The 25,493-nt window shown below is 66.4% G+C and carries 25 protein-coding genes; 5 read left to right on the top strand and 20 right to left on the bottom strand.

What is annotated here, in order from left to right; translation table 11 throughout:
* Positions 1-14: 14 nt before the first annotated feature.
* From B5F85_RS01970 to B5F85_RS01940, 7 genes are all read right to left on the bottom strand, one after another.
* Positions 15-470 carry a MerR family transcriptional regulator gene (locus B5F85_RS01970; RefSeq protein WP_087313871.1) on the bottom strand — a complete coding sequence of 152 codons (456 nt, stop codon included), beginning with the start codon at positions 468-470 and terminating at the stop codon, positions 15-17.
* Complete coding sequence (locus tag B5F85_RS01965) at positions 454-1,425, bottom strand: J domain-containing protein (protein ID WP_087313869.1); 972 nt, start codon at positions 1,423-1,425, stop codon at positions 454-456. Before B5F85_RS01965 ends, B5F85_RS01970 begins: the two co-directional genes overlap by 17 nt.
* A 113-nt stretch (positions 1,426-1,538) precedes the next feature.
* Positions 1,539-2,333, bottom strand: a complete 795-nt coding sequence (grpE, locus tag B5F85_RS01960) for a nucleotide exchange factor GrpE (protein WP_239386585.1) — start codon at positions 2,331-2,333, stop codon at positions 1,539-1,541.
* Between the two features lie 118 nt (positions 2,334-2,451).
* Complete coding sequence (dnaK, locus tag B5F85_RS01955; RefSeq protein WP_087313865.1) at positions 2,452-4,353, bottom strand: molecular chaperone DnaK; 1,902 nt, start codon at positions 4,351-4,353, stop codon at positions 2,452-2,454.
* Between the two features lie 159 nt (positions 4,354-4,512).
* Positions 4,513-5,061, bottom strand: a complete 549-nt coding sequence (gene yfcE, locus B5F85_RS01950) for a phosphodiesterase (RefSeq protein ID WP_087313863.1) — start codon at positions 5,059-5,061, stop codon at positions 4,513-4,515.
* 69 nt (positions 5,062-5,130) lie between these two features.
* Positions 5,131-5,787 (bottom strand): sirohydrochlorin cobaltochelatase, encoded by a 657-nt coding sequence (locus B5F85_RS01945; RefSeq protein ID WP_143786113.1) that lies wholly within the window; start codon positions 5,785-5,787, stop codon positions 5,131-5,133.
* Between the two features lie 61 nt (positions 5,788-5,848).
* Positions 5,849-6,211, bottom strand: a complete 363-nt coding sequence (locus tag B5F85_RS01940) for a NifB/NifX family molybdenum-iron cluster-binding protein (RefSeq protein WP_087313860.1) — start codon at positions 6,209-6,211, stop codon at positions 5,849-5,851.
* 503 nt (positions 6,212-6,714) lie between these two features.
* Between B5F85_RS01940 and B5F85_RS01935 the strand changes: the two genes are divergently transcribed.
* A complete protein-coding gene (locus tag B5F85_RS01935; RefSeq protein ID WP_087313857.1) occupies positions 6,715-9,294 on the top strand; it encodes an FAD-dependent oxidoreductase in 2,580 nt (859 codons plus the stop codon).
* Positions 9,295-9,394: 100 nt separating this feature from the next.
* Here the strand turns inward: B5F85_RS01935 and B5F85_RS01930 are convergent, their stop codons facing one another.
* Positions 9,395-10,504 (bottom strand): DUF6591 domain-containing protein, encoded by a 1,110-nt coding sequence (locus B5F85_RS01930; RefSeq protein ID WP_087313855.1) that lies wholly within the window; start codon positions 10,502-10,504, stop codon positions 9,395-9,397.
* 153 nt (positions 10,505-10,657) lie between these two features.
* On the opposite strand from B5F85_RS01930, the gene B5F85_RS01925 reads away from it, so the two are divergent.
* Both B5F85_RS01925 and B5F85_RS01920 read left to right on the top strand, forming a co-directional pair.
* Positions 10,658-11,245 carry a hypothetical protein gene (locus tag B5F85_RS01925; RefSeq protein ID WP_087313853.1) on the top strand — a complete coding sequence of 196 codons (588 nt, stop codon included), beginning with the start codon at positions 10,658-10,660 and terminating at the stop codon, positions 11,243-11,245.
* A gap of 8 nt (positions 11,246-11,253) precedes the next feature.
* The gene (locus B5F85_RS01920) at positions 11,254-12,420 is read left to right on the top strand and encodes an SPFH domain-containing protein (RefSeq protein ID WP_087313851.1); all 1,167 of its coding nucleotides are present in this window, start codon (positions 11,254-11,256) and stop codon (positions 12,418-12,420) included.
* 213 nt (positions 12,421-12,633) lie between these two features.
* Here the strand turns inward: B5F85_RS01920 and B5F85_RS01915 are convergent, their stop codons facing one another.
* The 7 genes from B5F85_RS01915 to B5F85_RS01885 form a co-directional block, all read right to left on the bottom strand.
* Positions 12,634-13,086: a DUF6591 domain-containing protein gene (locus B5F85_RS01915; protein ID WP_087313849.1), complete on the bottom strand. Its 453-nt coding sequence runs from the start codon at positions 13,084-13,086 to the stop codon at positions 12,634-12,636.
* 16 nt (positions 13,087-13,102) lie between these two features.
* Complete coding sequence (locus B5F85_RS01910; protein WP_087313847.1) at positions 13,103-13,648, bottom strand: hypothetical protein; 546 nt, start codon at positions 13,646-13,648, stop codon at positions 13,103-13,105.
* 137 nt (positions 13,649-13,785) lie between these two features.
* Entirely contained in the window at positions 13,786-15,429 is a 1,644-nt protein-coding gene (locus B5F85_RS01905; RefSeq protein WP_143786112.1) for a serine/threonine-protein kinase, read from the bottom strand.
* Positions 15,430-15,542: 113 nt separating this feature from the next.
* Positions 15,543-15,986, bottom strand: coding sequence for a helix-turn-helix transcriptional regulator (locus B5F85_RS01900; protein WP_087313843.1), 444 nt, complete (start codon positions 15,984-15,986; stop codon positions 15,543-15,545).
* A gap of 11 nt (positions 15,987-15,997) precedes the next feature.
* Complete coding sequence (gene metA / locus B5F85_RS01895; RefSeq protein WP_087313841.1) at positions 15,998-16,963, bottom strand: homoserine O-succinyltransferase; 966 nt, start codon at positions 16,961-16,963, stop codon at positions 15,998-16,000.
* Between the two features lie 186 nt (positions 16,964-17,149).
* Entirely contained in the window at positions 17,150-18,844 is a 1,695-nt protein-coding gene (pgi, locus tag B5F85_RS01890) for a glucose-6-phosphate isomerase (RefSeq protein WP_087313839.1), read from the bottom strand.
* A gap of 82 nt (positions 18,845-18,926) precedes the next feature.
* On the bottom strand, positions 18,927-19,487 hold the full coding sequence (locus B5F85_RS01885) for a hypothetical protein (protein ID WP_087313837.1): 561 nt from the start codon (positions 19,485-19,487) through the stop codon (positions 18,927-18,929).
* Positions 19,488-19,641: 154 nt separating this feature from the next.
* On the opposite strand from B5F85_RS01885, the gene trxA reads away from it, so the two are divergent.
* On the top strand, positions 19,642-19,959 hold the full coding sequence (gene trxA / locus B5F85_RS01880; RefSeq protein WP_087313835.1) for a thioredoxin: 318 nt from the start codon (positions 19,642-19,644) through the stop codon (positions 19,957-19,959).
* Position 19,960: 1 nt separating this feature from the next.
* Positions 19,961-20,671 (top strand): phosphatase PAP2 family protein, encoded by a 711-nt coding sequence (locus B5F85_RS01875; RefSeq protein ID WP_239386583.1) that lies wholly within the window; start codon positions 19,961-19,963, stop codon positions 20,669-20,671.
* A 57-nt stretch (positions 20,672-20,728) separates the two neighbouring features.
* On the opposite strand, the gene B5F85_RS01870 is transcribed toward B5F85_RS01875, so the two are convergent.
* From B5F85_RS01870 to B5F85_RS01850, 5 genes are all read right to left on the bottom strand, one after another.
* A complete protein-coding gene (locus B5F85_RS01870) occupies positions 20,729-21,187 on the bottom strand; it encodes a YfcE family phosphodiesterase (RefSeq protein WP_087313833.1) in 459 nt (152 codons plus the stop codon).
* 12 nt (positions 21,188-21,199) lie between these two features.
* Positions 21,200-21,916, bottom strand: coding sequence for a response regulator (locus tag B5F85_RS01865; RefSeq protein ID WP_087313832.1), 717 nt, complete (start codon positions 21,914-21,916; stop codon positions 21,200-21,202).
* A gap of 70 nt (positions 21,917-21,986) precedes the next feature.
* Complete coding sequence (locus B5F85_RS01860; RefSeq protein ID WP_087313830.1) at positions 21,987-23,351, bottom strand: histidine kinase; 1,365 nt, start codon at positions 23,349-23,351, stop codon at positions 21,987-21,989.
* Complete coding sequence (locus B5F85_RS01855) at positions 23,348-24,838, bottom strand: hypothetical protein (RefSeq protein WP_204204596.1); 1,491 nt, start codon at positions 24,836-24,838, stop codon at positions 23,348-23,350. The genes B5F85_RS01860 and B5F85_RS01855 overlap by 4 nt, the downstream gene beginning before the upstream one ends.
* Positions 24,835-25,461, bottom strand: coding sequence for a QueT transporter family protein (locus B5F85_RS01850; RefSeq protein WP_239386581.1), 627 nt, complete (start codon positions 25,459-25,461; stop codon positions 24,835-24,837). The genes B5F85_RS01855 and B5F85_RS01850 overlap by 4 nt, the downstream gene beginning before the upstream one ends.
* Positions 25,462-25,493: the final 32 nt, after the last annotated feature.

The raw sequence follows: 25,493 nt of genomic DNA, 5'->3' as shown, positions 1-25,493 counted from the left end.
CGAATGGGGTGCCGCTACTTCTCGTTCTTCTCGCCTGGGGCGCCGTTGAGGAGGAGGCGGCGCATGACCTGCTCGGGGCTGCCCTGCCCGTCGTAGCGGGCGAGCGCCGTGATCTTCTCCTGCATGCGGAACTCGTGGACCTCGTCTTCGAGCTGGCGCACGCGGCGACGAAGCTCTTCGAGTTCGTCCTCGCGCTCGAGCATGCGCTCGCGCATGTCGAGGATGCGGACCACGCCCGCGAGGTTGATGCCCTCGTCGGTGAGCTTTGAGATGAGGTTGAGCCGGTCGATGTCGGACTGCGAGTACAGGCGTGTGTTGCCGCGCGAGCGCCCGGGCGTCACCAGGCCCTTCTGCTCATAGACGCGCAGGGTCTGGGGGTGCATGCCGGTGAGCTCGGCGGCCACGCTAATCATGTAGAGGGGCTTGTCGCGCCCGGTTCCCTCGCTGGCCTCGTCACGACCTCGTGCCATAGCGATTGACCTCCTCGCGATAGTCGCGTGCGTCGGCGTCGCGCAGCGCCTCGAGAGCGTCACGCTCCTTCTTGGTGAGCATCGTGGGGACCTTCACGCGGACGGTTACGTAGAGCGCGCCGCGCGAGCCCTTGCGCTTGACGTTGGGGGCGCCCAGGTCACGGAAGCGGAAGGTCTTGCCGTCCTGCGTGCCTGCGGGAACCTTGAGGCGAACCTCGGTTCCGTCGGGCGTGGGCACGTCCACCGTCGCGCCGAGGGCGGCCTCGAAGACGCTCACGGGCAGGTCCATGCGGACGTCGGCCCCGTCGCGCTTGAAGAGCGGGTGCTCGGCCACGTGCGTGGTGATCACGAGGTCGCCGCGGTCGCCGCCGTTGGTGCCATACTCGCCGCGGCCGCGGTAGCGCAGCTTGCCGCCGTCCACCGCGCCCGCGGGGATCTTGATGGTGAGGGTCTGCTCCTCGCCCGTCGAGGGGACGCGATAGGTGGCCTTGCGCGTGGCGCCGCGGAAGGCCTCCTCGGCGGACACGTCCACGGACATGGTGAGGTCGCTGCCCTTGGTCGGCCGGTTACTCGCGGCGCGCGCCCCCGCGGCGCCGCCGAAAATCGACGAGAAGTCAAACCCGCCGAAGCCGCCGTCGCCGCCTCGCATGTTGTTGAAGATGTCGGACCAGTCACCGCCCACGTTGGTGGTGTAGGTGTAGCGTCCGCGGCCGCCCGAGCCGCCGAAGTCGGCGCCCGGGATGCCGCCAAACATCAGCAGCTGGTCGTACTCGCGGCGCTTCTGCGGGTCGGAGAGGGTGGTGTACGCCTCGCTGACCTCCTTGAACTTCTGCTCGTCGCCGCCCGCGTCGGGGTGGTACTTGGCGGCGAGCTTGCGAAACGCCTTCTTGATCTCATCGTCAGAGGCGTCGCGCTTGACGCCGAGCACGTCGTAGTAGCTTCGCTTACCTGCCATGTTGCACGAGCCTCCTCTCGGTGTGCGAATTGGGGACAGGCCCCAATTTATAGAAAACATTTATGTGAATTGGGGACTGTCCCCAATTCACAGGCGCGTCCGGGCGCGAAGGGCTACTCCTCCTCGGCCTCAGGCTCCGCGGGGCGCTTGGGGCCGCCGTAGGTCACCGTCACCATGGCGGCGCGGATGACCTTCTCGCCCATCTTGTAGCCCTTCTGGTAGACCTGCGCGACGGTCTCGTCAAACGCGTCCTTGTCCTCCACGCGACCGACGGCCTGGTGGGCAAGCGGGTCGAAGGCCTTCCCCGCCGGGTCGATGGGCTCGACGCCCTCCTTGGAAAGCACGCTCAGCATCTTCGCGTGCACGGCGCTCACGCCGTCGACGAACTGCTTGAGCTGATCGTTGTCCTCCGTGGCGCCGGCGTGCTCGATGGCGCGCTCGATGTCGTCGATCACGGGGAGCAGGTTGGTGACCAGCCCCTCGGCCGCGCGCTCCTTCTCGGCGAGGCGCTCGGCTGCCGTACGGCGGCGGTAGTTCTCCCAGTCGGCCTGGAGGCGCAGCATGCGATCGGTGGCCTCGGAGGCCTCCTTCTTCGCCGCCTCGATCTGGTCCTCGACGTCGGAGAGCTTCTTCTGGAGCTCGTCGCGCTCCTCGCGGAGCTTGCCGGCGTCGGCCGCGAGCTCGCGCTCCGCGGCCTCCTCGCCGGCGCGGATGGCGGCCTCGACGCGGGCGCGCTCCTCGGCCTCCTCGTCCTTGTCGCCAGGATCCTCCGGCTCGACGGCCGCGGCCTCGGCATCGACCCCGTCCTCTGCCTCCGTCGGCTCGGCCGACGTGTTCTCGACGGACTCCGTCTCCTCGGGCTCCACGGCCTTGTTCTTCTCGTCCTCTACCTCGATGGGCACCTTCACGTCACCCTCCTCAAACATTCCGATGGGTCAAGGGGCGCTCCCCTTGCCACCTTCTGCGAAGGGGCGGTCGCGAAGCCGCGGCCGCCCCCGATCTCAAGTACGTTGCGCCGGCCCCGAGCTAGTTGTTCTTGTCGTCGTCAACGACCTCGTAGTCGGCGTCCACCACGTCGTCCGCGGAGCCGCCCTGCGCGCTGGCGCCGCCCTGAGCGGCCTGGTCCTGCGTGGCGGAGTAGACGACCTCGGCGAGCTTGTGGCCCACCTCCTGGAGCTTGTCGCCCGCGGCGCGGATGGCGTCGACGTCGGTTCCGTCGAGGGCCTTCTTGGCCTCGGCCACGGCGTCCTCGGCGGCCTTCTTCTGGTCGGCCGGGACCTTGTCGCCCAGGTCCTTGAGGGTCTGCTCAGTGGAGTAGGCGAGGCTGTCGACCTGGTTGCGGATCTCGATCTCGTCCTTGTGCTTCTTGTCCTCCTCGGCGTGGGCCTCGGCGTCCTTGACCATGCGATCGACCTCGTCGTCGGAGAGCGCAGTGGAGCCGGAGATGGTGATCTGCTGGCTCTTGCCAGTGGCCTTGTCCTTGGCGGTGACCTTCACGATGCCGTTGGCGTCGATGTCGAAGGTGACCTCGATCTGCGGCACGCCGCGGCGGGCGGCCGGGATGCCGGTGAGGTTGAACTTGCCGAGGGACTTGTTGTCCGCGGCCATCTCGCGCTCGCCCTGCAGGACGTTAATCTCGACGGAGGTCTGGTTGTCGGCCGCCGTGGAGTAGATCTCAGTCTTGGACGTGGGGATCGTGGTGTTGCGGTCGATCATCTTGGTCATGACGCCGCCCATGGTCTCGACGCCCAGCGACAGCGGGGTGACGTCGAGCAGCAGGATGCCCGAGACGTCACCGGTGAGGACGCCGCCCTGGACGGCGGCGCCGTCGGCCACGACCTCGTCCGGGTTCACGGACATGTTGGGCTGCTTGCCGGTCATCTGCTTGACGAGCTCCTGAACAGCGGGCATGCGGCTGGAGCCGCCGACGAGGATGACCTCGTTGACCTCGGAGAGCTGCAGGTTGGCGTCGTGAAGCGCCTTGGTGACGGGGCCCTTGCAGCGGTCGAGAAGGTCGCGGGTGATGCGCTCGAACTCGGCACGGGTCAGCGTGTAGTCGAGGTGCTTGGGGCCGGTGGCGTCAGCGGTGATGAAGGGCAGGTTGATCTGGGCCTGCTGGGCGGAGGAGAGCTCCTTCTTGGCGTTCTCCGCGGCCTCCTTCAGACGCTGCAGGGCCATCGGGTCCTTGCGCAGGTCGATGCCGTTGTCTGCCTGGAACTTGTCGGCCAGCCAGTCGATGACGCGCTGGTCCCAGTCGTCACCGCCGAGGTGGTTGTCGCCGTTGGTGGCGAGGACCTCCACGACGCCGTCGGCGAGGTCGAGCAGGGACACGTCGAAGGTGCCGCCGCCCAGGTCGAAGACCAGGACCTTCTGGTCGATGCCCTTCTTGTCGAGGCCGTAGGCGAGCGCCGCGGCGGTGGGCTCGTTGACGATGCGCTGGACGTTGAGGCCGGCGATCTTGCCGGCGTCCTTGGTGGCCTGGCGCTGAGCGTCGTTGAAGTAGGCCGGGACGGTGATGACGGCGTCGGTGACGGGCTCGCCGAGGTACTTCTCGGCGTCGGCCTTCATCTTGGAGAGGATCATGGCGCTGATCTGCTCCGGGGTGAAGTCCTCGCCCTCGATCTCCACGACGGCGCGGGAACCGGTGCCGGACTTGACCTTGTACGGGACGGTCTTGAGCTCGGAGCCAACCTCGTCGTAGCGACGGCCCATGAAGCGCTTGATCGAGAAGACGGTGTTGGTGGGGTTGGTGACAGCCTGGTTCTTGGCCGCCTTGCCCACGATGCGGTCGCCGTCGGCGCGGAAGCCGACGACGGACGGGGTGGTGCGGTCGCCCTCGGCGTTGACGATGATCGTGGGCTCGCCGCCCTCGAGGACCGCCATCGCGGAGTTGGTGGTGCCCAGGTCGATACCAAGAATCTTGCCCATGGTTGCTCTCCTTTTCCTGCGCGGGGCCGCGTGCGCGCCCCTCTCGCGTGATTCCTTTTCTGTACGGTGGAGTTTATCCCCCATGCGCTTCGATTCTATACATTATCTAAGTCTCCACATATGAGATTTTTTGACGTGTGGAGTTGAGGAGGGACGGGCCTACAGCAGGCGATGCTCAAAGTGCCCGTTCTCGTAGACGCCATAGCTGGCCGAACCGTCCTTGGGGATGCCCACGGAGCCGGGGTTGAAGACCCACGCTCCGCGCTCCTCGTTCTTCTCGCTCACCTTGATGTGCGTGTGGCCATAAACCAGGGCCGAGCGCTCGGGAAGCGTGGGCCATGCGTCCACGCTGTTGTGATACCCGGGGCCGTAGACATGGCCGTGCGTGAGGAAGAGCGTGTACGGGTCGCCGTCTGCGGTGGGGTCGACCAGGATGTTGTGGTCGGCCATGCAGGGGAAGTTGAGGACCATCTGGTCGACCTCGGCCTCGCAGTTGCCTCGCACGGCGATCGCGCGGTCAGCGATGGAGTTGAGCATCTCTATCACGCGCTTTGGCGCATAGTCCGCGGGGAGGTCGTTGCGCGGTCCGTGATAGAGCAGGTCGCCCAGAAGGACCACGCGATCGGGAGACTCCGCCTCGATGGCGGACATGAGCCGGGCGCAGGCGTCAGCGGCGCCGTGGATATCTGAGGCGATGACGAGCTTCATGGGCGATCCCTCTCTGTCGGGCGAGTCTGTTAGTTGGGGACAGTCCCCAATTTACATAAAACCTTTCTGTCAGTTGGGGACTGTCCCCAACTGACAGAGCGCGTGGTCGACGACGAGCGCGCGGATGGCGGGGAGCTCGGCCAAGGAGTGCGGCCAAGGGGCCACGTCAAGGCCGGCGCCTTCCAGCTCCGCGCGGAGCTCGACCAGCACGTCGTGAATGGCGTGATGGCCAAGGGCCATGAGGAAGGGGGCGAGGAGCACCTGCCGCTCGGAACTCGACGAGACGCGCGCCGACAGACGCTCGGGCGTGTCAACCAGCACGTCGCCGCGACCACGGTCGCGCAGCGCGGCTTCCAACCGAGCGAGGGCGGCCTCGCACTCGGCGCCGCGGTGTCCGGCAAGGACGGTGACGCGGCCGGGGGACGCGGGCAGCGCCATATCGAGCGCGCGGGCGACGGCGGCCAGGTCCTTCTCGTCCGCGAGCAGAGGCGGGGCGAGTCGGAGCTCGTCGAAGCCGGAGGCGGCGGCGCGCACGGCGGCGGCCGCCTCGCGCTGCAAGCGGCCGTCGGCCACGTGCGTGGTCACCACGATCGCGCGCCGCGCGCCGCGCTCTCGCAGGTCCACCAGCACCTCGGGCAGCGACCGCCCCACGGGCCTGCCGCCCGTGCGGGCGCGCAGCGTCACGTCGGCGCCGACTGCCGCGCCAAGCTCGTCAACCAGGGCCATGACGCCCGCGTCGCCACTCTCGCCTGAGAGACAGCCGGCTATGACCAGGGCATCGGACACGCTAGTGATGACAGGCGTGCTCCTCGCCCATGACGGGGAGGGTTCCGGAGGCGGCCATCTGCGCGACGTCGCCCACGCCCGGGGTCTGGTTCTCGAAGAAGACGGTGATGCCCGCCTGCGCGAAACCCATCATGGGGCGCATGCCCATGCCGGCAGCAACGATGGCGTCGATGCCGTTCTCGGCGAGCAGCGCCACGGGACGCATGCAGCCACCCTCCTCGTGGGGCGGGTTATCGATGACGCTCACGGCGCCCACCTCGCCGTTTTCGACATCGACCACGGTGAAGCAGTCGCAGTGGCCAAAGTGACCGGAGCGCTCGCAGTCCAGACCACCCTTGCCGAGGGTGGGGATGGCAACCTTCATGGGAATCTCCTCTCGTTGCGGGCGTTCCGGCACGACCGGCACCCGCGCTGCTAGACGAGGCCATTCTGGCAGCAAGCGACGTCAGGCGCAAACCGCCGACGAACCAGACCGCAGCGTCGGGACAGGCGACCCTGCAAAATCTTCCTCCGATCCATTTTTGGCCGACGTACAGAACAAAACCGAGCTTCGATCCATGAGGTTTTGAGGCGATGCGGCAGCGTTCGCCGAGGCTGCAGAACAAAATCGCAGTTGACCGATCGGCCGGCAATCGGAAAGACACTCTGATAGCCCATTTTTCCATGGATCGAAGGGCGGTTTTGTTCCGGGCGCCGGCCGAAAATGGATTGGAGGGCTATTTTGCAGACATCTCCCAGCCGAACACGTTCAGACCTCACGCGACCAAGACCTCGCCGCTGCCGCAAATCCCAGGACAACGACATCCAGCTCGGCCTACCATGGAATTGGACGCGCTGCGCGAGGCAACGCAAGAGGAGAGGAACACCATGAGATACCTGATCGTCGGCGGCGTGGCCGCTGGAACCAAGGTTGCGGCCAAGCTCAAGCGCTGCGACCGCTCGGCAGACGTCACCGTTGTCACCAAGGGCGAGGACATCAGCTACGCGGGCTGCGGGCTGCCCTACTACATCGGCGGCGACATCAAGACCCGCGGCGAGCTCATCGTGAACACGCCGGCCGCCTACGCGGGGCTCACCGGCGTGGAGGTGCGCACGGGCGTGGAGGCGGTGGCGCTCGACGCCGCCGCGCACGAGGTCACGGTGCGCGAGAAGGACGGCTCCGAGCACGGCGAGAAGTACGACAAGCTCGTCATCGCCACCGGCGCCTCGCCGTTTGTGCCCGCCGGCCTGCCCGGGACCGACCTGCCCGGCGTCTTCACCGTGCGCACGCCGGACGACGCGGAGGCCATCCGCGCGGCCGTCGAGGCGGGCGCGCGGCGCGCTGTTGTGGTGGGTGCCGGCTTCATCGGCCTGGAGGTGGCCGAGAACCTGCTCGCGCGTGGCCTCTCCGTCACCGTGATCGACGCGATGCCGCAGATCCTGCCCAACGTCTTCGACCCCGAGATGGCCGGCTTCGCCCAGCGCCAGCTCAAGGCCGCCGGCGTGCGCGTGATGACGTCGTGCCCGCTCAAGGGCATCGTTGGCGACGGCAAGGCCGAGGGAGTGGAGACCGGCGCGGGCGTGCTGCCGGCCGACCTCGTGGTCCTCTCCATTGGCATCCGGCCCAACACCGGCTGGCTCGAGGGCTCCGGCGTGGAGACGCTCAAGGGCTGCGTGCTCGTGGACGAGTTCGGCGCCACCAACCTGCCGGACGTCTACGCCGCCGGCGACTGCGCCGAGGTCACGAACGCCATCACCGGGCTCCCGTTCTGGAGCGCCATGGGATCGACGGCCAACATCGCCGGTCGCGCGATCGCCCGCACGCTCACGGGCACGCCGACGGCCTACCCCGGCGCGCTCGGAACCGGCGTGGTGCGGCTGCTGCCATCGCTCAACGGTGGCCGCACCGGCCTCACCGAGGCGGCCGCGCGCGAAGCGGGCTTTGACCCGGTGGGCGTGGTCTCGGTGGTGGACGACAAGGCCCACTACTACCCCGGCTCCTCGAGCTTTTTCATCAAGCTCATTGCGGACCGCGCGACGCACCGCCTGCTCGGCGTGCAGGCGCTCGGTGCCGGCGCGGTGGACAAGGTCGTGGACGTGATGGTGACGGCGCTCTACCAAAAGCTCGCCGTCGAGGACCTCGACCTCATGGACCTCTCCTACGCACCGCCCTTCTCGACCGCCATCCACCCGCTGGTCACGACCGCCTATATCCTGGAGAACAAGCTCGCAGGCGAGCTCGAGAGCTTCACGCCGGCCGAGTACGCCGCCGGCGGCGCCGCGGACTACCAGGTCATCGACGTGCTGCCTGCGCCCACCATCCCTGGCGCGGAGTGGGCCGACCTCACCAAGATCGGCGCGGATGGCCTGCCCGGCCATGCCAAGGACGAGAAGCTCCTGCTCGTGTGCGCCAAGGGCAAGCGCGGCTACTTTACGCAGAACCGCCTCAAGGCCGCCGGCTACACCAACACGCGCGTACTCGAGGGTGGCATCACGTTCAACGAGGTCCGCGTGCCGCGCCCGGCTGGCACGAAGCTGCCCGCCGCGGAGATCAAGCGCCTCAAGGGCCTGGGATGCCTGCAGGACAAGCGCTTTGACGACGTCTTCAACGTGCGCGTGATCACGCGCAACGGCAAGCTGACCTCGGCAGAGCAGAAGGTCGTAGCCGAGGCCGCCGAGCGCTTTGGCTCCGGCGAGGTCACCATGACCACGCGCCTCACGCTGGAGATTCAGGGCGTCAAGTACGAGCAGATCGACGCGTGCATCGCCTTCCTGCAAGACCACGGCCTCGACGCCGGCGGCACCGGCTCCAAGGTGCGCCCGGTCGTGAGCTGCAAGGGCACCACCTGCCAGTACGGCCTCATCGACACCTTTGACCTCTCCGAGAAGCTGCACGAGCGCTTCTACGTGGGCTACCACGGCATCGAGTTGCCGCACAAGTTCAAGATCGCCGTGGGCGGCTGCCCCAACATGTGCGTCAAGCCCGACCTCAACGACCTGGGCATCGTCGGGCAGCGCGTGCCGCAGGTCGACCTCGAGAAGTGCCGCGCGTGCAAGGTCTGCCAGGTGGTGAAGGCATGCCCCATGGGAGACGCACAGGTGGGGCCGGACGGCAAGATCACCATCGACGAGTCGCTGTGCAACCACTGCGGTCGCTGCGTGGGCAGCTGTCCGTTTGGCGCCGTGACCGAGGGGCTTGCGGGCTGCAAGGTCTACATCGGCGGGCGCTGGGGCAAGAAGACGGCCCACGGCATCCCGCTGGACAAGATCTTCACCAGCGAGGAGGAGGTCATGGACGTCGTTGAGCGGTCGATCCTCTTCTTCCGCGACGAGGGCGTGAGCGGCGAGCGCTTTGCCGACACCGTCGCGCGCCTCGGCTTTGACTACGTGCAGGACAAGCTGCTGACCGCCCCGATCGACAAAGAGGCCATCCTGGCAAAGGACGTCACCGGCGGCGCCACCTGCTAGCGTGGAAAAGTGACAGTCACTTTTCCACGGCTGACCGAGCGACGGGCCCGGGCGCACGTCAAAGGCGCCCGGGCCCGCTCGACGTTCCTCTCGTCGCGCGCTACTCGCTTAGGCCGATGCTCCACAGACGCTGGTTGATTCTGGTCTGGGCATCAATGAAGTACTGGTTGTCCTCGGCGCTGAGCGCGCTCTCGTCAACGGCGTCTATCTTCGTTGCCCAGTCTCCGTACTGAGCCATCATGCTGGCATAGTCGATTGCCATGCTCACGACGTTTCCGGAGTCACTGCTGTACGTCTCCATAAAGTCGCAGTAGGAGTTCATGAATGCCTCGTACTCATCCACCATGGCCCGGAAGTCAGAGGTGGTTCCCGTAGTCTCCGCGGTGGTCTCGGACGGTGCCGCAGGGGCCCCATCCGTAGGGGCGGGCGCCTCGGGCTCCGCCGGCGTCTCGACGGGCTGCTCCGCCTGCTCGGCAGAAGCCTCGGGCGCGTCGACGGACACGCTCATGACGCTAAACCCCTCGTACCTGACGCTCACATGAGCACCGGCGGCGTTATCTGCAGTAAAGCTATCGTCACCGCGGTTGTAGTCAACGTTGAACCCCGCGGCAATGCACGCCTCGACATATGAGGAATACGCCTCGGGCCCCGTCTCGCCCACGCTCGCAGAGAAGTGCGTCGAACTGTCGGAGTTGATTTTGCCCGTCGTCGAGGTGGGCGCGGGCACGAGGGCGCCCGCCCCAGCCGTGGGCCATGTGATGGTACCCAGCTCAATGGGTGCCTCGAGCGTAATATCCATTTGTTCCATGCCGTCATAGAACATGAGCCTCAGGTGATGACCGTCGTCGAGGAACGCTTCGTACGTGCTTCCGCCGTCCGATGCCTCGATCGTGAATCCGCGCTCCTTGCATTGCTCGACATATGCGTCGTAGTCAGACTTTGCCCAGCCATCAATGTTGGCATCAAACATATCGTCGTTGTCGATGACGACCTCACCCTTGTCAGAGTTCGGCTTGGGCAGCACGGTTGCCAGGCCAGTCGTTGGCCACTCGAGCTTCTCAGTCGCATTGCCGCCTCCACCGCCACCGCCGCAGCTCGCTATGCGGCCAATGATTGCAATGACGGCGATCACGGCAACAGCAATCAGAAGCCTGTTCTTCTTGCCCCTCTTTCCTCCGGGCGCATTCTTTCCCGCCGGCTCCCACTTCATGCGTGCCTCCCTTGACGCTGTGCCTGAAAGCAACCCAAGTCAGTCACATTGTGAGAGCGAGCCCTCCTGGTTTCCTCAGCTGTCAACTGAGGAAACCGCAGCTCCTGCTTCCTACCATGAAGGGTGCCTCATTCGGTATTGAGAGGAAGAAGCGTGGACGACTACAACCTCGAGCCCGGCGAGTTCGTCATCATGCAGGAGGCGTCGGTCAAGCTCGATGACGACACCACCCTTGACGAGCTCGTGCTCACCAACCAAAACCTCGTTCTTGTCACAACGATGTCCCAGGAGCTCCTCAGGCGCTCAAAGTTCGTGAAGCGCTGCCCTCTCAGCAGGATTCGCGGCTCGCAGGAGGAGCCCCAGGCCCTCGTAACCAAATATCGCGAGAGCTACTATCTCCAGGTGGTCTACCCCGACGAGACCATCTCCGTAACCTTCCCCTCAAACACGAAGCGCTCCGCCGAGCGATGGGCGGAGGCAATCAGAAACGCGGCCGTGGGGAATCTCTCCAGCATTCAGCCCGAGGATACTCTCCCACCGGAAATCGCCGACTTTGTCGACGGAGCCAAGGGCGCCTTCGGTGCCATATTCGGTGGGGGCAAGAAGCCTGCCGACAAGAACGGTGCGAGCCAGCGCCCGTCATCCGTAACCAAGAGGTGCATGGGGTGCCACGCTCCCATCACGGGGCGTGCCGGGAGCACCGTCATCTGCCCGTACTGTGACACGAAGCAGACCATCTAGGAGCAGCCATGGGTATTCTTGACGCGGCGTTTGACTCCATCGGCGGAGTCCTCGCAGACCAATGGAAAGACATCGTCACCGCAGCGCCCTTTGACGAGCACACCATCGTCTCCCCAGGCATCCGCAAGAACGCCCAAAACGGGCGTGGCGGAAACTTTGGCGCCGAGGACATCCTCTCCAACGGCTCGATAATCTTCGTCCCCGAGAACACCGCGGCATTTGTGTTCAGCCAGGCGGGAATCGAGCAGGTCATAACCACTCCAGGCGGATTTGAGTACCGAGACGGCGAGGCGAGCGTCTTTGACGAGCGAGACCGACGCGAGAAGGGCCTGGGCAAGATTCTTCTTGGGCAGGCGGCGGACCGCATCGGCTTCTCCGGAATGTCCCAGGACGAGAAGCGCGTGGCGTTTGTCAACCTGCGCGAGATTCGGGGCCTCAAGTTTGGCACCCGGGGCCCGCTGGCCTACAACGACCTTTTCTATGGCACCGACCTCGAAATCTATTCCTACGGCAGCTTCACCGTCGCCGTGTGTGATGCCGAGCGCTTTGTTCGAAACTTCGTTCCCGCCAACGTGACGTCCTACACGCTCGATGACCCCAGGGCGAGAGGACAGCTGCTCTCCGAGTTCCTCAACTCCTACATCGCCGCCGTGAACTCGCTCTCCGTTGACTACCGCGTATCGCAGCTGCCGTCGCAAACCAACGAGATCGCAGCTTCCATTGCGGCGGAAGACGAGAACGCTGGCACCTGGCCCGAGCGTTTTGGCCTCAAGCTCGTGGCCGTTGCCATTGAGAACATCGAGTTCTCCGAGCAGTCGCGCGAGCTCGTGCGCCAGTTCTCCGAGAAGAAGATGGGCGTTCGCGCATACGAGGACGTCTCGCAGCGTGCCGCCAACGTTGCCGCACAGCAGATGATTGCCCAGGGAGTGCGCGACAACGGCCTCGGGGACGGGGGCGGGATGCTCTTTGGCATGAACCTCGCGCAGTCGCTCAGCCCGATGGACGCCTCCGCCGCGTCGCGGCCAACGGCAACCCCGGCACCGTCCGAGCGCGCCGCCACGCCGTCGCTTGACGATCAGATCGAGGCACTCAAGAAGCTCAAGGACCTGCTCGACGCTGGCATCCTCTCGCAGGAGGAGTTCGACGCCAAGAAGCGCGAGGTGCTGGGACTCTAGGACCAGTGGCGCATAGGTTTCGGAGCCGTCGGAAAACGCGCATCTGCCTGAGTCTTTTGACGCTCATCTGGGATGACACCAGGTTCTCCCTGCGAAGCGCATACTAACTCACGTGCGAGATGACCGCCGGTCGCAGATGCCGACCATCAAAGAAGCGGGGCGACCCCGGATTTGGAGCCACCCCGCCCTGTCTCGCCCGTTCTTCTCGCGAGCCTATTGGCCAACTTCCGCAAGCCGCTGGGACACGCGCCCCATGACCTCGGTGTAATAGGCCAGGTCGTCGGCAGAGAGAGATTCCGTATCGATGGCATCGATCTGCTCCGACATGTCGGCGTACTTCGCCATCATGGTCGTGTAGTCCGCGAACATTGACACCGCGTTCGCCGAGTCGCTGGAGTACGTCTCCATGAAGTCGCAGTAATCGTTCATGAATGACTCGTAGGAGTCCATCGTTGCCCTGAAGTCTGCGGAGGAGGCCGGTGCCTCGCTTTCGGCCTCGGGGGCGGGCCGCTCCTCCTCTGCTGTCGTTGCTTCCTCAGGTGGCACCTGCTGTTCCTGCTGCTCCTCCGGCTGGGTCGTCTCCGGCACGTCAGCCGAACCGCCGCCGCAGGCCGCGAGCGTCAGCGCCATGACCGCCGCGCACGCCATCCCCACAAGCTTCCTCATCGTGAGCCTCCCGTCTCTATACGTTTGCGCCGGCCTTTGCCCGACGCTTGAGAACGAACAGCCACACCGCCGCAACAAGAAGCACCACGAACGCGGGGATGTAGACCGTTGCCGCCATGCCCCAGTCGTGAGTGCTGCTGGGAAGGACTCCCCTGTCCCCAAAGTCCCACACGAGCAGGCGCGAGCCCGCAAACGCGAGCGCACCTACGACCGCCGCCCCGATCGGCTTGCCGAAGGCGGCAAGCAGCAGCGTCAGCGCAGACGCCCCCAGCACGGCGTACATGATTGCCATATAGACTTGCCATCCGGAACCCATGGACCCATATACCTGCGCATACTCGAAGAGTGAGATGTCGACGGCATCGGAAACGGTCATATCTGTCGGCTCGTAGAACACGAGGTCCGGTGCCGCCGTCACCGCCTCCCGAAACTCGGCGTTGGCGGACGCCCAGGGAAGAAAGAAGGCGGCAAGAAAACCCAGCGCCGCCACGACCATAAGAATCCTCGGAACAATCCACCCAGCGGAGCGTCCCTCGGGCGCCCCCATGGTTCCCTCGCTCATTCCCTCTCCTTCCAGACGTTATTGCTAACGCTCATTTTGAGAAGGAGGGGGTGCCACTTCCTCAGTTGGCAGCTGAATTACGCGAGCGCACACCATATGGGGCAAACGGGGGTCACCCGTGACGTCGCCGCGCGGCCCTACCACGCCAGCGCGTGGACCTCGTAGCTCGCGTAGTCGGGAACGGTGTGACAGCTCACCTCGAAGGTGGTTGTCGACCCAACCTCGGGGCGCGAGGCAAAGCCGACGGCACCAAAGACGATGCTGCCGTCCTCGTCGCGCAGCAGCACCGAGAGCGCCACGTTGTTGCCGACGTCCGATCCGTCATCGCGCTCGCAGGTCACCTCTCCCACGAAGTTGGTCCCGCCCAGGCCGTCCGAGACGGGCCGCGCTCCCGAGACGGCGAACGTCGCGCTGCGCTCGGCCCCCGACCCCACCTGGTAGTCCTCGACGCCGTTGGCGGAAAACTCGACCGTGGCGGGAGGCTGGCCGGGGTTGCCCGCAAGGTCGCCCCACCAGATTGTCTCACCGGCACCAATGGATGAGAGGACCTGCTCCTGCGAGAAGAGCACGGCGCCCGTCTCGTCGCGACCCGTGACGGTGTAGGCCGGGTACTCCACGACCGCGTCACCGGAGTTGCGCAGCGCGATCCCGTAGTGGACGAACCCCTGGTCGTCCACCGACCATCCGGACTCAACGACCTCGAGCGGGCTCTCTTCGCTCGTTGTCGGGGCGGCAACGGGGGCTCCCGCAGAGTCGTCCGGCTTGAGAGCCTGGTCTTGCCGGGACGACTGCGGTTGGGCGCTCGAGGCGGAGTCGTCGCCGGTGGCCGCACCCGACCGGAACACCCCGGCATCGTGCATGATCAGAACAATCGCTGCGAGAAGCGCGATCACGGCCAGGGCGCCAACGATCACCTGGGCAAACGAGGGCCCGCGCCTCCCGCCCGACGCGGCCGGGCGCGGCGGCGGCTCCTCAGGCGAGCCCGGGGCGAGAGGCTCCTCGGGCCTCGCGGCCGCCCCTCCGGACTCGGGCGGCTCCCTGCCCTCCAGCGCCCCGGCGAGCTCCTCCGCGCTCTGGTACCGCGCGCTCGGCTCGAGCGCACAGGCGCGCTCGATAATGGCGCGCATCCGCGGCGAGACGACCTTCTCGTCCTCGAGGGAGCGCTCGTAATCCGCTGCGTCGGGCACCCCCGGCTGGGTGCCGGTGAGCAGGTAGCCCAGCACGCGACCGAGCGAGTACACGTCCGAGCGGGCATCTGTCTGGGCAAAGCCGTACTGCTCGGGAGAGGCAAAGCCGGGCGTGCCCAGCTGCGTGGTGTCGTGCGTCGCTCCCTCAGCCCGGAAGCGGGCGATCCCGAGGTCAATGAGGTGCGCTCCGTCGGCTGCAACTATCACGTTGGTTGGCGAGATGTCCCGGTGGATAATGCCGTGCGTGTGAAGTGCGGTGGCAGCCTCGCAGAGCTGGAGCACCAGGCGCGTGGCATCCTTCTCGGCAAGGCGCCCGCGCGCGGACAGGAGCTGCTCCAGGTTCTCACCGGGAACGAAGTCGCACACCACCACGAACTCGTCCGGCATCTCGTAGGTGGCGATCACGTGGGGCAGGCGCGCGCAGTCGCACTCGGCTAGGGTGCCCCACACGCCCCGGCGCGCCAGCTTGGACGGTATGCGCTTGCGGACAAACGGGCCCGACTCCCCCAGCGTCACAATCTCGGTCACGCCGCCCGTCCCACGGGCGAGCACGCGATCCACGCGATAGGCATCGTCAAGATCCATGGCATGCATGATTTGCTCGTCGTCCACCCTCTGCCCGCTCTTCTCGACTTTAGGCTCTCTCCATAGAGCTTAGGTTCCGTTGGTAGCTGAGTCCTCAGCTGTCAGCTGAAATGCCGACGGGCCTAGGTGAGCGGGCCGGTGTTTTTGAAGAGGGTGCCCTCGCCCAGACGGAAGAGCTCGTCGTCGGTCTCTTGGCAGGACATGCCGTGCTCTATGCACCAGATGATGATCGCGTCGCGGCGGACCTTGGCCCAGAGCTCCGACACGCCAGCCAGGCGCATGATGCGCTGCGTCTCACGTAGGGTGCAGCCCATGCCAAGAGACAGCATGATTGCCTTGTCACGTCCGGGCCTGCTCTTGCCGCCAAAGATGTCGTAGCCCTGGGTCTGGTTGATGCCGCAGGCCTTGATGATCGTGGAGCGCTTGAGGCCTTTCTCGATGCGTAGCTCGTACAGGTAGTCGGACAGTTTGCGGTCGATCGTGAGGCCCTCGTCGAGGTAGGCCTCCGGACGAGCGGACGCGCGCAGGCGCTCAAGCAGCTCTTCTGTCAGATGCTCCTCTGCCATGGTCTTCTCGCCTAGAACTTGTCGACGTGGCCGGTGGCGCGGCTGCGCAGATCCGCGATCGCGGCAGGAATCTCGTCAAAATCGTACGGAGTCATCTGGTAGACCCAGTTGAGCCAGTTGCGGTAGAGCAGGTTGGCGTGGGCACGCCAGGTGAACAGCGGCTGCTGCTCGGGATCGTCGTCCGGGAAGTAGTTCTCGGGCACGCGGATGGGCAGCCCCTTGTGGAAGTCGCGCCAGAACTCGTCGGCCAGGGTGTCACGACCGTACTCAAAGTGGCCAGTCACGTAGACCTCGTGGAAGTCGCGCGTGGCGAGAAGGGACGGCCCGCTCGTGAAGCCCTCGGAGAGCACGCAGAGCTCAGGGTGGCGCGCCAGCTCGCCGGTGTCGATGGCGGCATGGCGAGAGTGCGGCATGTAGTGGACCTCGTCGAAGCCGTTGGTGAGGAAGCTGTACTCGTCGCACAGGCGCTGCTTGAACACACCGAAGAGCTTGGAGCCGAGCTGGCGCTTGGGGATGCCGTAGAGGTGCCAGAGGCCACCGAGCGCCGCCCAGCACAGGTACATCGTCGAGAACACGTGCTCCTGGCTCCAGTCCACGATCTCGCAGAACTCGTCCCAGTAGTCCACGTCCGCGTACTCGAGGTGCTCCACCGGAGCGCCCGTGATGATGAGGCCGTCGTAGTTCTTGTCACGGAAGGCGTCGAACGTGTCGTAGAACTTGACGAGATGGTCCTGCGAGACGTGCGTGGACTCGTGGGTGGAGACGCGCATGAAGTCGCAGCTCACCTGCAGCGGGGACTTGGAGATGAGGCGCAGGATCTGGGTCTCGGTCTCAATCTTGGTGGGCATGAGGTTCAAGATCGCCACGCGCAGGGGACGGATCTCCTGGTGACTCGCGACCTCCTCCTCGAGGGCAAAGATGCGCTCCTGCTGCAGAATCTTCTTGGCGGGCAGGCCGTCAGGGATGTTGATGGGCATGCGGACTCCGTTTCTGTGGGTCAACCCGTCAAGTATACGGCGCAAGCGAGAAGAGCGGCGGCGCAAGCTCCGGTCCCTTGCCGCCGCGCCGCGCAAAGGGGCCGCCGGGCGGGGAGCCCGGCGGCCGACCTTACATCAGAGCTGTGTGTGAATTGGGGACAGGCCCCAATTCACATCCAATTCACGCTACTTGCGGTGAGCGCGGTAGTAGTTGATGAGGGCCTGCGTGGAGGCGTCCTGCTTGGCGAGGGCATCGTCGTCGTGGAAGGCCGGGGTGATCTGCTTGGCGAGCTGCTTGCCCAGCTCGACGCCCCACTGGTCGTAGGAGTCCAGGCCCCAGACCGTGCCCTCGACAAAGGTGATGTGCTCGTAGAGCGCGATGAGCTCGCCGAGCGCGTGCGGGGTGAGGTCGATGCCAAAGATCGAGGTGGTGGGACGGTTGCCCTCGAAGACGCGCGCCGGCACCATCCACTCGGCCGTGCCCTCGGCGCGGACCTCGTCGGCCGTCTTGCCAAAGGCGAGGGCCTTGGTCTGCGCGAGGTAGTTGCCCAAGAACAGCTCGTGGACGTCCTGCTCGCCGTCCTTGACGGGATTGGGCGTGTTCACGAAGGCGATGAAGTCCGCCGGGATCATGCGGGTTCCCTGGTGGATGAGCTGGTAGAAGGCGTGCTGGCCGTTGGTGCCCGGCTCGCCCCAGAAGATCTCGCCGGTGGCGGAGGTCACGGGGCTGCCGTCCCAGCGCACGCTCTTGCCGTTGGACTCCATGGTGAGCTGCTGGAGGTAGGCGGCAAAGCGGTGGAGGTACTGGTTGTAGGGCAGCACGGCGTGGCTCTCGGCGCCGTAGAAGTTGACGTACCAGACGTTGAGCAGGCCCATGAGCGCGACGACGTTCTTCTCGAGCGGGGTCTCCTTGAAGTAGGTGTCGAGGTCGTGGAAGCCCTTGAGGAAGCACTCGAAGCGCTCGGGGCCAAAGGCGATGATCAGCGACAGGCCCACGGCGGAGTCGACGGAGTAGCGGCCGCCGACCCAGCTCCAGAAGCCAAAGGCGTTCTCGGGGTCGATGCCAAAGTCCGCAACGAGGTCAAGGGCGGTGGAAACGGCGACGAAGTGCTTCTTGATGGCCTCGGCGTCCTGCTCGGCGGAGCCGTCGATGGCGCCCTGGGCCTTGAGGGTCGAAAGCAGCCAGGCCTTGGCCTCGCGCGCGTTGGTGAGGGTCTCGAGCGTGGTGAAGGTCTTGGAGACCACGATCACGAGCGTGGTCTCGGGGTCGAGGCCCTTGACCTTCTCGGCCATGTCGTTGGGGTCGATGTTGGAGACGTAGCGGCAGTCGATGCCGGCGTCGGCCATGGGCTTGAGCGCCTCGTAGACCATGACGGGGCCGAGGTCGGAGCCGCCGATGCCAATGGACATGACGTGCTCGATCTTCTTGCCGGTAACGCCCTTCCACTCGCCGGAGCGCACGCGCTCGGCAAAGGCGTACATGCGGTCGAGGACCTCGCGGACGTCGGCGACGCAGTCCTGGTCGCCGTCGAAGACGGTGCCCTTCTCGGAGGCCGGGCGACGCAGCGCGGTGTGCAGGACGGCGCGGTTCTCGGTGGTGTTGATGTGCTCGCCGGCGTACATGGCGTCGCGGCGCTCCTCGAGGCCCACGGCGCGGGCGAGGTCGCAGAGAAGCCCGAGGGTCTTCTCGGTCACGAGGTTCTTGGAGAGGTCGAAGTGCAGGTCGTCCATGTCAAAGGACAGCTTGCTCACGCGCTCGGGGTCGCCCGCGAAGGCGTCCTTGAGGTGGAAGCCGCTCGCGACGAGCTCGTCGTGGTGCGCCTGGAGCGCGGCCCACTCGGGCGTTGCGGTGGCGTCGATGGGTGCCTTGAAGTCGGACATGGAAGCTCCTTCCCCGAACTGCAACAGATAGGTTAAGGATACCGCGCGACGGGCGCCGGGACCGGCGAGGAACGGCAGCCGTTTAGAACGGCTCACCCAGTGGCGGGACCTTCTTGAGGCGCGCCCACATGACCTGCTTCTCGTGCGCGTCCCCCGACGCGAGGGCGGCGGCAAAGCCTCCCAGGTTGAGGAAGCGCACGCCCAGGACGCGCGCCACGGCGCCCGGCGCAAGAAGCGCCTCGTCCAGCGACTCGAGCGCGGCGAGGTCATCGGCGTAGGCCTCGCGCAGGAGCGCGGCGGCCGCCTCGTCGCAGCAGACGAGCGTGGCCGGGTCGAGCGCGCACACGGCCTCGCGCAGGAGCACGGCGTCGAGCGGCTCGCCGGCCTCGTCAACCGTGAGCAGCCACGCCCAGTCCTCGGGCGGGTAGCCCAGGCGGTCGAGGGAGGCCCTGAGGGCCGTTCCATCTGCACCGGAAAACGGGGCCTCGCCGCCCTTCTCGGCATCTGTGAGCTCGCCCTTGACGAGAAGGACCGACGAGAACGCGTTGCCGCCCATGAGCGCCCCGCGCGCGGCCAGCGCGTCAATCTCTGCCGCGGCCTTGTCCAGGTACGCCCACCGCCGCGCGTCGCGTTCCGATGCCATGAGACCCCTTCGCCGCCGGAGTGGGACAGAAACCTCCGGTCCATCTGTCCCACATAACTGCTACCAATTTTGTCGCAATTTTTCCTAGACCGTTTGAACCAGTGTAAATCGGGCATAAGCTCTGACAAGCAGAGAATGCGAGAAGGAGGCTCACATGGCCAAGGCAATCACTACCGCCGATTTCGACGTCGTCGTTTCCGGCTCCGACAAGCCCGTCCTCGTTGACTTCTGGGCCTCGTGGTGCGGCCCGTGCCGCGCGCTCGGCCCCGTCGTGGACCAGATCTCGGAGGAGATGGCCGACCGTCTGACCGTCTACAAGTGCAACGTCGATGACGAGGCCGACCTCGCCACGAGGTTCCGCATCGTCTCCATCCCCACGCTCATCCTCTTCAAGGGCGGCCAGCCCGTCCACACCATCGTGGGCAACATGCCCAAGCCCGCGCTCGTCTCCGAGCTCGAGGCCAACCTCTAGCATGATGCACGGCGACGACTCGGCACGGGGCGCCCGGGGGATTCTCCGCGGCGCCCTGTCGCTTGTTCGGGACAACCTGCGCCTGCTCGTGCTGCTTGTCTGCACGGTGGTGTTTCTCGCCCTGCTGGGGGAGGTCCTCGAGGGGGAGATACTGCGCCTCGACGTCATGGCCTACGAGCTCTTTGTCGAGCGGCTGCGCTCAGACGCGCTCACGCCGATCGTGCAGGGGGTGACCTCGCTCGCCTCGGTGGTCGTGCTCGCCGTGATGGCCGCCGTCATCGCGGCGCTCGCCCCGGGCAAGGCGCCCGGATGGTGCGTGACGGTCAACCTCGCGTGCGTCGTGGCGCTGGGCGCGCTGCTCAAGGCCATCGTGCAGCGGCCGCGACCGGAGGGGTTTCGGCTCGTCGCGGAGAGCGGGTACAGCTTCCCCTCGGGCCACTCGATGGTGGCGATGGCCTTCTTTGGCCTGCTCGTCTGGATGATCTGGCGCTACCACCGGCGCGACGCCATGCGCGTGGTGTGGTGCGTCTTCTTTGGCCTCGTCATCGTGGCGGTGGGCCTGAGCCGCATCTACCTGGGCGTCCACTACGCCTCGGACGTGCTCGCGGGCTTTTGCGTGTCGCTCGCGTGGCTGGCGTTCTACACCAAGGCGATAGCGCCGCTGTTCGTGGCGGCCGACAGGCAGGCAGGCGACGTGCGGGCAGACGCGTAGGCTTTGCCGCCCGCGCCCCGCGCCGGAGTTTCACGGCGCCGAGAAGGGCGCGTCGCCCTACCCCAGCGTGATGAGCTGGGCGTCGATGATCTTGCCCTCCTCGCAGATGATGCGGCCCATCGACGGTCTCGAGCGACGCGGATAGGTGGGGCTGCCCGGGTTCATCACGAGCGTGTGCGTCCACTCGTCGCGCTCCAGGACGGGCGTGTGGGTGTGCCCAAAGATGGCGATGTCGCTCTTCAGCAGGTTGAGACGCTTGCGATAGTGCGTGACCTGCCAGCGCAGCCCGCTGCCCATGAAAATCGTGCGGTCCTTGACCGCAGGACCGTAGTCGTAGGACCAGTCGTTGTTGCCCAGGCACAGCTTCACGGGCGCGATGTCGCTCAGCGTACGATAGTCGGAGGGCGAGCAGATGTCGCCCGCGTGTACGATCACGTCCGCCCCCTGCAGCTGCTCGAGCAGCTCCGGGGAGAGATAGCCGTGCGTATCTGAGATGATGTCGTACCTCGTCGTCACGCGAGCCCCAAGCTAGAGGCCGAGCGCGCGCTTGAGCGCGACGACGCGGCGGCGCGAGACGGAGATCTTCTTGCCCTCGATCCCGTTGATGCCGAGCTGGAGGATGCCGGAGGAGATGACCTCGACGTCCTCGACGAACTCGAGGTTCACGATGTAGCCGCGGTGCACGCGGAAGAAGCCGTGCGGGGCGAGCTTCTGCTCGAGCTTGGCGAGCGAGATCGTGGAGAGGAAACGGTCGTCGGCCGTGTAGATGCAGGAGTAGTCGTCCTTGGCCTCGATGTAGCGGATCTGGTCGATGGGCACGAGAACCTTGCGGCCGCTCTTGACCACCGGAATGCGCTCCACGGAGGAGTGGCTCTGGGGCTGGGGCTTGGAGCGGGCCTGCACCTTGTCGAGGGCCTGGGCGAGACGCTCCGGGTCCACGGGCTTCATCAGGTAGTCGATGGCATCCACCTCGAAGGCCTCGAGGGCATACTCGCTGTAGGCGGTCACAAAGACGATCGCGGGCGGGTTCTTCAGGCGATGAAGCGCCTCGGCGAGCTGCATGCCCGAGGTCTTGGGCATCTGGATGTCGAGGAACATGACGTCGGCCTTTGCCTCCATCAGCTTCTCGACGGCCTCGCGGGCGCTCGACGCCTCCATGATGGCGTCGACCCTGCCGGTCTCCTCGAGCAGGAACTTGAGCTCGGAGCGGGCGGGTGCCTCGTCGTCTACGATCATCGCGCGCATGGTGCGTCCCTTTCACGTTCTCGGCGGAGTCCCCGTCTCACGATTGCGCGGCCCGCCGCCGTCACACAGTCTATTCTTTTCCGCGCCGTCCCGCACGCGCCAGCCTTCTTCTGGCGCCCACGAGACGAAGCGTCACGCACGTGCCCTCGCCGGGCTTGGACACGATCTCGACGCCCGAGCCCACGCCAAAGAAGCGCTCCACGCGCTCGGCGACGTTGCGGAGCGCCATGCCCGTCCCGGAGCTCTTGCCGTCGACGTGCTCGGGCCTGGGCTCCGTCGCCCCGGCGAGCAGCCGGTCGGCGGCCTCCTTGTCCATGCCCAGGCCGTCGTCCGCAACGGCAATAAGGATATCATCACCGTCGCTTGCAACCTGAACATCAACGTGAAGCGCACCCTCGTCGCGCATGGCGTGGCGAACGGCGTTCTCGACGATGGGCTGGATGAGAAACGACGGCACGCCGAGCTCGCCGCAGCCGGCCTCGACGTGCTCGGTCTCGACGATGCGGTCCTCGCCAAAGCGCGCCTTCTCGATCTTGAGGTAGCGCCTAGTCTGCTCGAGCTCCTGTGAGAGCGGGATGAGGGTCTTCTCGGAGCTCTCGAGCGTCCGGCGGTAGAAGGTCGAGAACTCGCGCAGCAGGTCGCGTGCCTTGGTGGGGTTGGTGCGCGTGAACGAGGCGATGGTGTTGAGGGTGTTGAAGAGAAAGTGCGGGTTGATCTGCGCCTGAAGCGCCTTGACCTCGGCACGGGCCGTGAGCTCGGCCTGCTTGTCGAGCTCATAGGAGGAGAGCTGCGTGGAGAGCAGCATGCCCAGCCCCTCGGCGATGGCCAGCTGCGTGCGATCGATGTCGAGGTCGCGCCGGTAGTAGAACTTGATGGCGCCAACCGTTCGCTCCTGCACGGCCAGCGGCACGATGATGCCGAAGGCGTGCCCGTCCTGACGGCTTCCCATCGAGAAGCCCCGCACGTCCTGGCTGTCCTCGTCCACCGAGACAAAGGTCTCCATGCGGCCGCTCTCGAGCACCTCGAGCGTGGGGCGGGCGTTCGCGGTCCCCGCGACGAAGGGGGTCTTGATCGAGCCCTCGTAGGCGAGGACCTTGGCGCGGTCGGTGATGGCGATGCCGTCGGCGTTGGTCTCGGGCAACAGCAGCGCGCAGAGGGCCCGGGCGTTCTCGACGGTGAGGCCGCCGCGCAGGTGGCTCAGCGTATTGGTGGCCACGCGCAGGGTGCGCTCCGTTGCCTCGGAGCGCGAGTCGACCGGAGCCACGCTCAGCGCGCCGCCCAATACGATGATGGCGGCGAGACCGCAGCCGGCAAGGGCGGCACCCACGAGCAGCCCGTCGCCGATGCTCCAGGTGAGCAGCACGGCAAGCGCGATGGCGCAGAGGACGAGAAGAACCCCCACCACGCGGCGGGGAATGACCGGATGCTCCCTCATTGGCCCTCCTCGGGCTGATCGACAAGAATGGCGCCGGTGTCACCGAGGTCGACGGCGAGGTCGGGCGCGGTGTCCTGATCGGCGGCGTCGGCGACAAGGTCGGCGGTGTCGGCGGCGAGGTCCGCAGGCGCGCCAGCAGCGAGGTCGGCGGTGTCGGCGGCGAGGTCCGCAGGCGCGCCAGCGGCGAGGTCGGCGGTGTCGGCGTCCACGTCGGGCGCGACGTCGCCCGGCTCGCCGGCCCCCTCGAGCCCCGCCTCGTCCTTCTCGGCGACGAACGCGAGCGGCCTGACCTCGCCCGTCTGACGGAGGGCGCCCTGAAGCAGGGGGTCCTCCCAGAGCGAGGCGACGATGGAGGGCCACATCATCGCAAAGGACAGGTAGCGCGTGCTCGCCGCCTGGGCGAAGCGGTCGGCCTCGAGCCTGCCGCGCGTAATGATGCGCAGGTAGGAAAGGCGATCCGGCCCCATGATGAGGCGGCGCAGCGCCGTCTGGAACACGCGGCGGCGCACGTCCGGCGAGAGCCACTTGCCCGGATAGGGCCTGAGGGACTCCGGCGTGATGGTGCGCAGGTCGCGTCGGGCGTTGAGGGCGTCGAGCTTGCGGTATTCGTAGAGCCAGCGGTGGACGTCCTGCATGAAGATCGAGGGCATGGGCGCGGTCTCCTCGGGCGGCTGCAGGTGCACGAACCACGCGTTGTCAAACCACACGTCCAGCCCAAACGCACGGGCGTTCAGGACGTAGTCGAGGTCCTCGCCGCGCGTGATGTAGGGGTCAAAGGGGACGCGCGACCACGCCTCGGCGTGCAGGGCGCAGCACCCGCCGCAGAGGTGGTTGGAGCGCGTGACGCGCGTCGCGGAGGTCTGGGCGCGCTCCATCACGCGGTTGAATTCGGCCGCCTTTGACCAGTACCGCTCGCTCCACTCCTCCGAGGGCTCGGCGTAGGGGCTGTCAAAGCCGTCGACGAAAAAGCCGCTCTTGATGAGAACCCGCAGGTTCTGCCTGGTGAGCGACCCCAGACCGTAGACCGCGTTGATGAGGAAGTCCTCGTCGAGCACCACCTCGTCGTCATCGAGAAAGACCACCACGTCGTGGCCAAAGACGGCCGCCACGGCAAGGCCCATGTTCTTGATCGCCCCGTAGCCGCGCAGGGCGACGGTCTCGCCCGTGAGGTGATGGGCGAGCCGGCCCACCGCGCGTTCCACGTGAGCGGCCTCGCGAGCGCCCACGATGAGCGGGTTGAGCGAGGGGTGCGCCCGGCAGATGCTCTCGACGCGGGCGCGGGCGGAGTCCTCGCACTCCGGCGGGCAGACGACGAGCACGATGACGCGGATGACGCCGCGCACCCGCTCGAGGGAGGAGAGGCAGGTCTCGAGCTCGGGGAGCGGCTTGTCTATCGGCGTCGTGTAGTCATAGACGCCGCGCTCCCCGAGGGCCCCGGGCTGGTCCCCCTCCGCCCAGTAGGACGGTATGACGACGACGGGGCTCACTCGACCTCGCCGCCGGGATGGCCGCCCCCGGCAAGCTGCCGGAACAGTGGTGTCTTGGCGAGGGAGCGGGCAAGCGGGAGCCCGAGCACGTACATGACGACCGCCTCGCCGAGGCCCGTAGCCACGAGGCCAAAGGCGTACATCGCGGGATAGGCGCCGTCGATGGCGATGTTGGTGAACGGGATGGTGTAGTAGCCCACGCCCTGCAGCATGAGCGGCAGGTACGCGGGAACGATGAGGGCGTTGGCGATCACGGGACCAAGCAGCGCGAGGGCCGGGCGCCTGCGGTTGCGCCACGTGAACCAGGCGCCGAGAGCCGTGGCGAGCGTGCCGAAGACGACGTCGAGCATGCCGAGCATGCCCGTGCCGGAGAGCACGATGTTGGCGAGGTTGGCGAGCGCGCAGCCGAGGGCGAGGCCGGGGACGGCATCCGCCGTGAACAGGGCGAGCGCGCAGAGCGCCTCGGAGACCCTGAACTGCACGGGACCCCATGCGAGCGCGCCGAGGAACAGCAGCGTCACGAGCGTGAGGGCCGCGTATGCGGCGGCGATCATGCCCGTGCGGACCGTTCTTCTCGTGCGGTCCTCGGTCGTGGCGGCGATGTTTGCGGTGGCGTTGCCCATGGTTGTTCTCTCTTTCCTTCGGAGGGCTTTGC

The organism is Olsenella sp. An293, assembly GCF_002159495.1.
In the GTDB taxonomy this organism is placed as follows: domain Bacteria; phylum Actinomycetota; class Coriobacteriia; order Coriobacteriales; family Atopobiaceae; genus Thermophilibacter.
The sequence above is the reverse complement of the archived record's forward strand: the minus strand, read 5'-3'. Positions and strand labels throughout refer to the sequence as shown.

What these genes read in the sequence shown, in the direction of transcription:
- B5F85_RS01970 (WP_087313871.1), bottom strand. Translation starts at nt 470, where the DNA reads ATGGCACGAGGTCGTGACGAGGCCAGCGAGGGAACCGGGCGCGACAAG.
- B5F85_RS01965 (WP_087313869.1), bottom strand. Translation starts at nt 1,425, where the DNA reads ATGGCAGGTAAGCGAAGCTACTACGACGTGCTCGGCGTCAAGCGCGAC.
- dnaK (WP_087313865.1), bottom strand. Translation starts at nt 4,353, where the DNA reads ATGGGCAAGATTCTTGGTATCGACCTGGGCACCACCAACTCCGCGATG.
- yfcE (WP_087313863.1), bottom strand. Translation starts at nt 5,061, where the DNA reads ATGAAGCTCGTCATCGCCTCAGATATCCACGGCGCCGCTGACGCCTGC.
- B5F85_RS01945 (WP_143786113.1), bottom strand. Translation starts at nt 5,787, where the DNA reads ATGGCCCTGGTTGACGAGCTTGGCGCGGCAGTCGGCGCCGACGTGACG.
- B5F85_RS01940 (WP_087313860.1), bottom strand. Translation starts at nt 6,211, where the DNA reads ATGAAGGTTGCCATCCCCACCCTCGGCAAGGGTGGTCTGGACTGCGAG.
- B5F85_RS01935 (WP_087313857.1), top strand. Translation starts at nt 6,715, where the DNA reads ATGAGATACCTGATCGTCGGCGGCGTGGCCGCTGGAACCAAGGTTGCG.
- B5F85_RS01930 (WP_087313855.1), bottom strand. Translation starts at nt 10,504, where the DNA reads ATGAAGTGGGAGCCGGCGGGAAAGAATGCGCCCGGAGGAAAGAGGGGC.
- B5F85_RS01920 (WP_087313851.1), top strand. Translation starts at nt 11,254, where the DNA reads ATGGGTATTCTTGACGCGGCGTTTGACTCCATCGGCGGAGTCCTCGCA.
- B5F85_RS01915 (WP_087313849.1), bottom strand. Translation starts at nt 13,086, where the DNA reads ATGAGGAAGCTTGTGGGGATGGCGTGCGCGGCGGTCATGGCGCTGACG.
- B5F85_RS01910 (WP_087313847.1), bottom strand. Translation starts at nt 13,648, where the DNA reads ATGAGCGAGGGAACCATGGGGGCGCCCGAGGGACGCTCCGCTGGGTGG.
- B5F85_RS01905 (WP_143786112.1), bottom strand. Translation starts at nt 15,429, where the DNA reads ATGCATGCCATGGATCTTGACGATGCCTATCGCGTGGATCGCGTGCTC.
- B5F85_RS01900 (WP_087313843.1), bottom strand. Translation starts at nt 15,986, where the DNA reads ATGGCAGAGGAGCATCTGACAGAAGAGCTGCTTGAGCGCCTGCGCGCG.
- metA (WP_087313841.1), bottom strand. Translation starts at nt 16,963, where the DNA reads ATGCCCATCAACATCCCTGACGGCCTGCCCGCCAAGAAGATTCTGCAG.
- pgi (WP_087313839.1), bottom strand. Translation starts at nt 18,844, where the DNA reads ATGTCCGACTTCAAGGCACCCATCGACGCCACCGCAACGCCCGAGTGG.
- B5F85_RS01885 (WP_087313837.1), bottom strand. Translation starts at nt 19,487, where the DNA reads ATGGCATCGGAACGCGACGCGCGGCGGTGGGCGTACCTGGACAAGGCC.
- trxA (WP_087313835.1), top strand. Translation starts at nt 19,642, where the DNA reads ATGGCCAAGGCAATCACTACCGCCGATTTCGACGTCGTCGTTTCCGGC.
- B5F85_RS01875 (WP_239386583.1), top strand. Translation starts at nt 19,961, where the DNA reads ATGATGCACGGCGACGACTCGGCACGGGGCGCCCGGGGGATTCTCCGC.
- B5F85_RS01865 (WP_087313832.1), bottom strand. Translation starts at nt 21,916, where the DNA reads ATGCGCGCGATGATCGTAGACGACGAGGCACCCGCCCGCTCCGAGCTC.
- B5F85_RS01860 (WP_087313830.1), bottom strand. Translation starts at nt 23,351, where the DNA reads ATGAGGGAGCATCCGGTCATTCCCCGCCGCGTGGTGGGGGTTCTTCTC.
- B5F85_RS01850 (WP_239386581.1), bottom strand. Translation starts at nt 25,461, where the DNA reads ATGGGCAACGCCACCGCAAACATCGCCGCCACGACCGAGGACCGCACG.